Origin of the sequence: Agrobacterium sp. CCNWLW155 (assembly GCF_036888815.1) — a bacterium.
In the GTDB taxonomy this organism is placed as follows: domain Bacteria; phylum Pseudomonadota; class Alphaproteobacteria; order Rhizobiales; family Rhizobiaceae; genus Agrobacterium; species Agrobacterium radiobacter.
Genome location: NZ_JBAKFW010000019.1, coordinates 36,929 through 43,801, shown reverse-complemented (window position 1 = coordinate 43,801; position 6,873 = coordinate 36,929). Strand labels below are relative to the sequence as shown.

General features: G+C 58.8%; 7 protein-coding genes and 2 pseudogenes. 4 read left to right on the top strand and 5 right to left on the bottom strand.

Features of this window, described 5'->3' with window-relative positions; translation table 11 throughout:
* Nucleotides 1-276: 276 nt before the first annotated feature.
* On the bottom strand, nucleotides 277-672 hold the full coding sequence (locus tag V6S97_RS26835) for a helix-turn-helix domain-containing protein (RefSeq protein WP_060726612.1): 396 nt from the start codon (nucleotides 670-672) through the stop codon (nucleotides 277-279).
* A complete protein-coding gene (locus V6S97_RS26830; RefSeq protein WP_060726613.1) occupies nucleotides 672-968 on the bottom strand; it encodes a type II toxin-antitoxin system HigB family toxin in 297 nt (98 codons plus the stop codon). The genes V6S97_RS26835 and V6S97_RS26830 overlap by 1 nt, the downstream gene beginning before the upstream one ends.
* A gap of 121 nt (nucleotides 969-1,089) precedes the next feature.
* Here V6S97_RS26830 and V6S97_RS26825 point away from each other — a divergent pair, with 121 nt between their 5' ends.
* The 3 genes and pseudogenes from V6S97_RS26825 to V6S97_RS26815 all read left to right on the top strand — a co-directional run.
* The gene (locus V6S97_RS26825; protein WP_111796997.1) at nucleotides 1,090-1,503 is read left to right on the top strand and encodes a hypothetical protein; all 414 of its coding nucleotides are present in this window, start codon (nucleotides 1,090-1,092) and stop codon (nucleotides 1,501-1,503) included.
* A pseudogene (locus tag V6S97_RS26820) lies at nucleotides 1,467-1,651 on the top strand (type II toxin-antitoxin system RelE/ParE family toxin); the annotation flags it as partial. The gene V6S97_RS26825 and the pseudogene V6S97_RS26820, both read left to right, overlap by 37 nt.
* Before the next feature lie 496 nt (nucleotides 1,652-2,147).
* Nucleotides 2,148-2,392 (top strand): annotated as a pseudogene (locus tag V6S97_RS26815) (type II toxin-antitoxin system RelE/ParE family toxin); the annotation flags it as partial.
* Nucleotides 2,393-2,656: 264 nt separating this feature from the next.
* Here the strand turns inward: V6S97_RS26815 and V6S97_RS26810 are convergent.
* The 3 genes from V6S97_RS26810 to V6S97_RS26800 all read right to left on the bottom strand — a co-directional run bounded on the left by V6S97_RS26810 (nucleotide 2,657) and on the right by V6S97_RS26800 (nucleotide 5,760).
* Complete coding sequence (locus V6S97_RS26810; RefSeq protein WP_080865434.1) at nucleotides 2,657-3,487, bottom strand: aldo/keto reductase; 831 nt, start codon at nucleotides 3,485-3,487, stop codon at nucleotides 2,657-2,659.
* Between the two features lie 74 nt (nucleotides 3,488-3,561).
* Nucleotides 3,562-4,443 carry an NmrA family NAD(P)-binding protein gene (locus V6S97_RS26805; protein WP_334428102.1) on the bottom strand — a complete coding sequence of 294 codons (882 nt, stop codon included), beginning with the start codon at nucleotides 4,441-4,443 and terminating at the stop codon, nucleotides 3,562-3,564.
* A 33-nt stretch (nucleotides 4,444-4,476) separates the two neighbouring features.
* The gene (locus V6S97_RS26800; protein ID WP_334428101.1) at nucleotides 4,477-5,760 is read right to left on the bottom strand and encodes a serine hydrolase domain-containing protein; all 1,284 of its coding nucleotides are present in this window, start codon (nucleotides 5,758-5,760) and stop codon (nucleotides 4,477-4,479) included.
* Between the two features lie 191 nt (nucleotides 5,761-5,951).
* On the opposite strand from V6S97_RS26800, the gene V6S97_RS26795 reads away from it, so the two are divergent.
* Complete coding sequence (locus tag V6S97_RS26795) at nucleotides 5,952-6,851, top strand: LysR family transcriptional regulator (protein WP_060726617.1); 900 nt, start codon at nucleotides 5,952-5,954, stop codon at nucleotides 6,849-6,851.
* The last annotated feature ends 22 nt before the right edge of the window (nucleotides 6,852-6,873 follow it).

Below are 6,873 nucleotides of genomic sequence, written 5' to 3'. Positions count from 1 at the left end.
TTCCGGGACCCGTTTTCCCAGACGGCTTTGCCGCTGTCCGGTGGTGCGCCGAGAGGATTCAATTCTCGCAGAGCTTCGCAAAGCGCCCTGCGGTCGGGCTATTGGCGTTCACGTAAAGAAAAGCTGAGACAGGCGTCCTGGTTTCCTTTCCGCCAGAGGCAGGATTGGCACGGTGGACAACGATATCCTCGCCCCCCGATTGGACGCGTTCGAGGAACCACCGGTCGCCGTTGGAGCACTCACGACGTCGGCGATCGGTTAAGACGAGGCCACCCGTCAAGCGTATTTAAGCTCCGGAGCTGCAAGGTGATAGGGCTCAACGAGACAATCGGAAGGAATGCCCCATTCCTTGTGTAGCCGATGGATCATATCAACGGTCAGGGCGCGCTTCTTGTTCAGCACTTCGGATGCGCGGGAGCGGGATCCGAACAGCGTCGCGAGGTCGCCTTGGCTACGTCCTGTCAGCTCCATGTGAGCCTTGATAAGCTCGACCGGTTCGGGTGCCTCGACGGGGTAATGCTTGTCTTCGTATGCTTCGATCAGATCGGAAAGAACATCGAAGCGCATGCCGTCGGTGCTGAGAGGATCGGGCGGATTGTCGAAATACTGGCTGACCTCCGCAATGGCCCATGCGAGGTCGTCATCGCTTCTGATGGCGCGAATGTTGTCCATTACACTGTCTCCGGGTTGATCTGGTCGTATTCCTTGTGCGTGCCGATGAATTTAATCAGCACTCGCTTGTATGGGTAGGCAACGTGGACGATAAGCCGGTACTTGTTGCCCGAAATGTCGAAAATAATGCGATTGTCGGAAACAAAATCGACTGTCGCGCCAAATATTGCCTTCACGTCGGCCGGACTGGTCCATTCGGCCTTGCTGACGATCGCATGCCACGTTTTCAGAGGTGTTTCGGCCTGAAAGTGAAGCTCCCAAAACTGTTTCAACGTAGACTTGGCGATGATCTGCATGGGGACTACCTATCACATTCCCAAAACGGGAACAAGAGAAAATTCCCAAAACGGGAACAGCCGGGGCCTGTGGTGACGCCGAATCTCCAGTACAACCATGAAATTCATCTAACATTCGATCTTGAGGGTCAATCCGCCCGCAAAGGTGAGCGGCAACGCGCTGCGCCTCGTAAAAATCGGAACGGCCGGTGATGATTTCAAAGCCACCGCCGATGAGTTTTCTATAGATCGTAAAAAACTCCACTTCTGCGCGGGACTTGCTGCCCTCGATGCAGGTTCCGTCATACCCTTCTCCGGTTTTGTCAATGCAGCCGCCGAGTACGAGAGTTTCGAAAATCCGCAATCGGGCTTCCGCAGTCCGGTGCTGCAATTGAACAGCTCGGCTGATCTGAAGGCGCAATTCTCGGTTGGCACGTTTGAAAGGGCGCATCAACGTGCGCCCTTCAATTCGGCCATCTTGGCACCGACTAGCCAAAGGCCTTTGAACTGCGGTTCACAACCCTTGCCGAGGGCAAAGGTTCTTTCAAGGATATAAGTGCGCTTTATCCGGCGTTACGAATGGTGCGATGCCAACACCACTACGTCTTTTGTCAGCCTCGAGAGGATGGCCCGCTCTCATCGTGGCGATTCTTCATGAACGAATGGATCTCATGAAGAGTTTGGTTGATCGTCTGAACGAATGATGTCTGGACGGAGGCGGGATTACCTGAGCGGAAGACCGACAAATAGTTGTTATCGCGTGGCCAAAAAAGGGGGCGCGCCAGTTTTGTTCCCTTCAAGAGCAATCGCCTCAACTGATGCCGTCACTTGATGGCTTGGTTTGATGCCGTTGACCGCTGATGTTCCAAGGTTGCGGCGGCAAGATCAGACGGGTCTTTACCAGCGATGTTGACGACAGGTTGAGCGAAAGTGACGCCACTCTCCTGAAACGATTTTCGAAGAGATGCATATGCCGTACGTCGAATAAAGCTCTGCTGGCTGGTTGGGACGGTGATCATCGCGAAGCTGACTACAATTCCGTACTCCGCAAAGTCCTCGACGCCCTTAAGCTTAAGCGGCTCGATAAAGAAGCGGCCTGAACCGCCCCGAATTTGCCGGAGACCTCAATTCGTGAGAAGTGCGGTCTATGACAAGCAAGACGACGAACAAATGCTCTCCTGAAGTTCGTGCCCGCGCTGTGCGCAATGGGGTACTGTCCAAGTACGCCGCCATGTCTCGAGTTTGGAGCGAGGTATCGCAACCCTTGCCGAGGGCAAAGGTTCTTTCAAGGATATAAGTGCGCTTTATCCGGCGTTACGAATGGTGCGATGCCAACACCACTACGTCTTTTGTCAGCCTCGAGAGGATGGCCCGCTCTCATCGTGGCGATTCTTCATGAACGAATGGATCTCATGAAGAGTTTGGTTGATCGTCTGAACGAATGATGTTTGGACGGAGGCGGGATTACCTGAGCGCAAGACCGACAAATAGTTGTTATCGAGTGGCCAAAAAAGGGGGCGCGCCAGTTCTGTTCCCTTCAAGAGCGAAGAAGCGGTCCGGCACAGTGCTGCCAATTGCGGTGGAAGCACAACAGCTACTTCGCGCGCCCATTTCGGTCGTTCCCGCCAATAGCCTTGGCTTCAACAAGCGGATGTTGCGAGGCTAAATCGGGTTGTATCCCGAGCGTAGCGCAACAATAAAAAAGGCATTCAGAGCGTTGCAGCCTCCCAGCTTGGCGCAAAAGGCGGATCAACATAGCGAAGGTCCTTCGGCAGAGCCGCGATAGCCGCACGGTCCTCGTCGTCGAGGTGAATATTGAGCGCATCGAGATTGGCTCGCTGGTTCGATGGGCGAGCGGCTTTGGGGATAGCGATGACGTTTTCCTGGTCCAGAAGCCAGGCTATGGCGATCTGCGCGGCGGTGGAGCTGTGCTTTTCACCTATCCTGGCGAGGACAGGATCCTTTGCGGCCAGGCCTTGCGCAAGCGGCGCATAGGCGGTCATCGGAATTCCCTTGCGGCGAAGATAATCCAGCATCGGCGTCTGTGACAGGAACGGATGATATTCGACTTGATGAACGGCGATGGGGGCGCCGATTTCCTCGATCGCATGCCGGATCATGGGCAGGTTGAAGTTGCAGACGCCGATGGCGCGCGCCAACCCTTCCTCCTTCAGCTTGGTGATCGCGTCCAGCGTTACGCTCATGTTGATGTTCGCTGATGGCCAATGCACGAGGAAGAGATCGATATGATCGAGGCGAAGCTTGCTGAGGCTCGTGTCGAAGGACCGTCGCAGGGCATCGGGGGAGAGCTTGTCGTGCCAGACCTTGGTGGTGACGAACAGGTCAGCGCGGTTTATGCCGGAGGCCTCAAGCGCCCCGCCGACGGCGGCTTCATTGTCGTACATGGCGGCGGTATCGATGTGGCGAAAGCCGAGGGCAAGTCCGCTTTCGACAACCGGTCGGGCAGCATCGCCAGGCATTCGGAAAGTCCCCAGTCCTAACCGGGGAATCGTTATACCGTGAGTCTCAATCGTTTCCATGATCATTCCTTTCGAGTTGCGAGGGACGCGGCGGCAGAGGCCGAAGCCGTCCGCCGCCCGCTTTCCCGGCGGGCTCAGGTGGTCTCGCTCGCCGCTGCTTGCAGGACCAGCGCTTCGATCACCTGCTCAAGTGACGTCGTGCCCCTGACATGGGTTCCGCCGTCGGCCTTGAAGTCGATCCAGCCTTCGTTAAAACCGTCGAGCATACGCATGCGCGGCTGCGGGTTACGCGTACCCCGCGCACGGAACAGGTCCTCCCAGCTGTCCCGCGGGACGATCTCCACCCGCACCGGATGCCCTAGTGCCGACGCGAAGGCATTGGCGAGATCGTTGGGCGAGACCCGAGCCGGGCCTTCCAGTTCCACCACCCGATTGCCGATCCATTGCTCGCGGATCAGATCTGCGGCAAGCCGGCCGACATCCTGTGTCGCCACCATGGCGAAGGTCTTGTCGGCAGGCTGGAGGAAGCTGTGCAACACACCTTCGTCGCGGGCCGAGGCGACGTCCCAGGTCGCATTTTCCATGAACCAGCCGGGCCGCAGGAAGGTGACGGGAAGATCGAGCTCGCCGAGGGCTTCTTCCAGCATCGTCCGCTGGCTCAACAGATTGTCCACTTCCGCGTCGGCGCCGATGGTGGAGAGGCAGACGACCCTTTCCGGGCGGGCAGCAAGGAGAGCGGTCGTCAGCACCTCATTCAGCTTCGCCGCTTCCGGATAGCCTGGCGCCGGATCAAATTCCGACGGCGGCAGGATGAAGACACCTTTGGCACCCTTGAACGCGGCGGCGAGCTGCGTCGCGGCGTCCATCTCGGCAAAGGCGATCTCGCAACCGCGCTTGCGCCAGATTTCCGCCTTGGCGGGATCGCGTAGCACCGCACGGACCGGCTCTCCGGCTTCGATCAGGGCTTTCGCCAGCGCGCCACCGACTTTGCCGGTAATTCCTGTAATCGCATACATGATATGTCTCCTGGTGTTGAGGTCGGGAATGGATCAGGCGAGGCCGTCGTAGAGGCGGCGTTCGAATGTGCCGTAGAGCTTCACGACCTTTTCGTCGTAGAATGGGAGAAGCTGGGTGAAGATGGCGCCGGTCACTTTTTGCACCGGGTCGAGCCAGAAATAGCAGTTCAGCAGGCCAGCCCAGGAAATGCTGCCCGCCGACCGACCGTTCGGACCGGGCAGCGTATTGATGTCGAAGGAATATCCCCACTTGTGGTGCTCACCGGGAAACTGGTCGAAGCTCTGCGAATAGGCGGGTTGGGCCGTCGTCATGGCGCGCACGTCGAGGTCGCCGATCTGGTTTCGCATCATCGACGCGACCGTTTCCGGCTTCAGCACGCGCACGCCCTTGTGGGAGCCGTCGTTCAACAGCATCCGCAGGAAGGTCATGTAGTCGCGTGGCGTGCTGAAGGCGCCGCCGCCGCCCATGAAGAATTCCGGCCGTTGTGGCATTTCGAAGGGGGCGGATGTCAGTCCGCCGTCCGCGTTCCTTTTGTGGAAGGTAGCGACCCTGGCCTTCTGCTTGCTGCCGATCAGGAAGCCTGAATCTGTCATGCCGAGCGGGGCGAAGATGTTCTCGCGGAAATAGACCTCCAACGACTGGTCGCTGACCGCTTCCACCAGCTTTCCGACCCAGTCCATGCTGATGCCGTATTGCCAGCGTTCGGCGGGATCGAATTCGAGCGGTGCCTGGAAAGCACCGTTCTGGCAGGTCGCGATATCAGGCATTCCTGTGACCTGCTCGTAGCGGGTCAGGGCATCGCTCCAGATCGAATAGGTATAGCCGGAGGTGTGGGTGAGCAGGTGACGCACCTTGATGGCACGCTTGGCCGGGCGCAGGCGTGGCTGGCCGTCGCTGTCGAAACCTTCCAACACCATCGGATTGGCGAGTTCAGGCAGATATTTCGCCGCATCGTCTTCGGGATCGATCCTGCCTTGCTCGATGAGTTGCATGCAGGCCGTGGCGGTGAAGGCCTTCGTCATAGACAACAGCCAGAACACCGTGTCGGCGCGCATCGTTGCTCCGGTCGCTGTATTGGCCTTTCCGAAGGTCCCTTCGTAGATCATGCCGTCCGGTCCCACGGCTGTGGCAACGACTCCTGCCACGGTCCCGTCGCGAACGGCCTGCTCCATCGCCCTGTCGATCGGTTTGAAATTTCCGGACCATGCTTGCGGTTTGGCTGCCTGCGCATGAACCGGCGTATTCGCAGCGGCTGTACCGGCTGCCAGCAAAAGGCCGCCGTGCGCCAACAGGCTTCTGCGTGAGATCGCATTCATGGATGAAGTCCTTCTCTGCAAGGCCGGAGACTTACGCGGTTCCGGCATGCCGCTGGCGCCGTCCGGGCGTTGAGGAAGTATCTACGGGATGAATAAAGATGATTCACACGCATTAATATCAAAGATAAGATGATCTCAAATCATCATAACGAGACAGTCGGCGAAGTCCGACCCTGCGACGGAGAGAGGGCATGAGTTTCGACACGCGGTTGCTCACCGGGGTCGGTGTTTTCGGGGCGGTGATGGAAGCGGGCAATTTTGTGCGAGCCGCGGATGTTCTCGGCCTGACGCCATCAGGGGTCAGTCGAGCGATAGCGCGGCTCGAACAACGCGTCGGCGTCAGATTGTTCGACCGCAATCCGCGTGAAGTTAGGCTGACCGAAGAGGGCGCCCGCTTCCATGCCAGGATAATGCCGTTGCTGGCCGGGCTGGAGGAGGCGGCCTCCGAAGCTGCCGGTTCGGCGGCCTTCGTCGGCGGGCGGCTCAGGGTTTCGATCGATCCCTGGTTCGCGCGCATGGTGCTAGCACCGAGGATCGGTGAGTTTCTGGCGCGCTATCCCGCTTTGACGCTCGATCTGACCACCAGCAACTATCGCGAAGAGATGATGAGCGGCGCGGATGTCGCCGTGCGGTTTGGTCCGCCGGATGAATCGTCGCTAATCGCGCGCAAACTGCTGGACGTACCGGTGCTGACCTGTGCCGCCCCGGGCTATCTCGACCGTCGCGGAGTTCCAGCCACGCCCCACGACCTGATGCACCACGATTGCATCCTCTTTCGCGACCCGCAGACCGGGCGACCGTTCACCTGGGAATTCCAGGGTGATAGCGGCGCCATCGATATCAAGGTGGCAGGGCGGTTGATCATGGACGATCCCTCGGCTGCCGTCGCGGCCTGTCTCGCAGGGCAAGGCCTATTCCAGAGCTTTGCCATAGGTCTCGACGAGTGGCTTGAGAGCGGCGCGCTGACGACGATCCTCGCGGAATGGTCCGACGAGCAGTTTCCGCTCTACGCCTATTATCCGTCACGCCACATGCCGCCGGCCAAGGTGCGGGCTTTTCTGGACTTTGTTCAACGAATCGCGGTGACGTAGCGCAGGGGGGGTATTCTTGCCG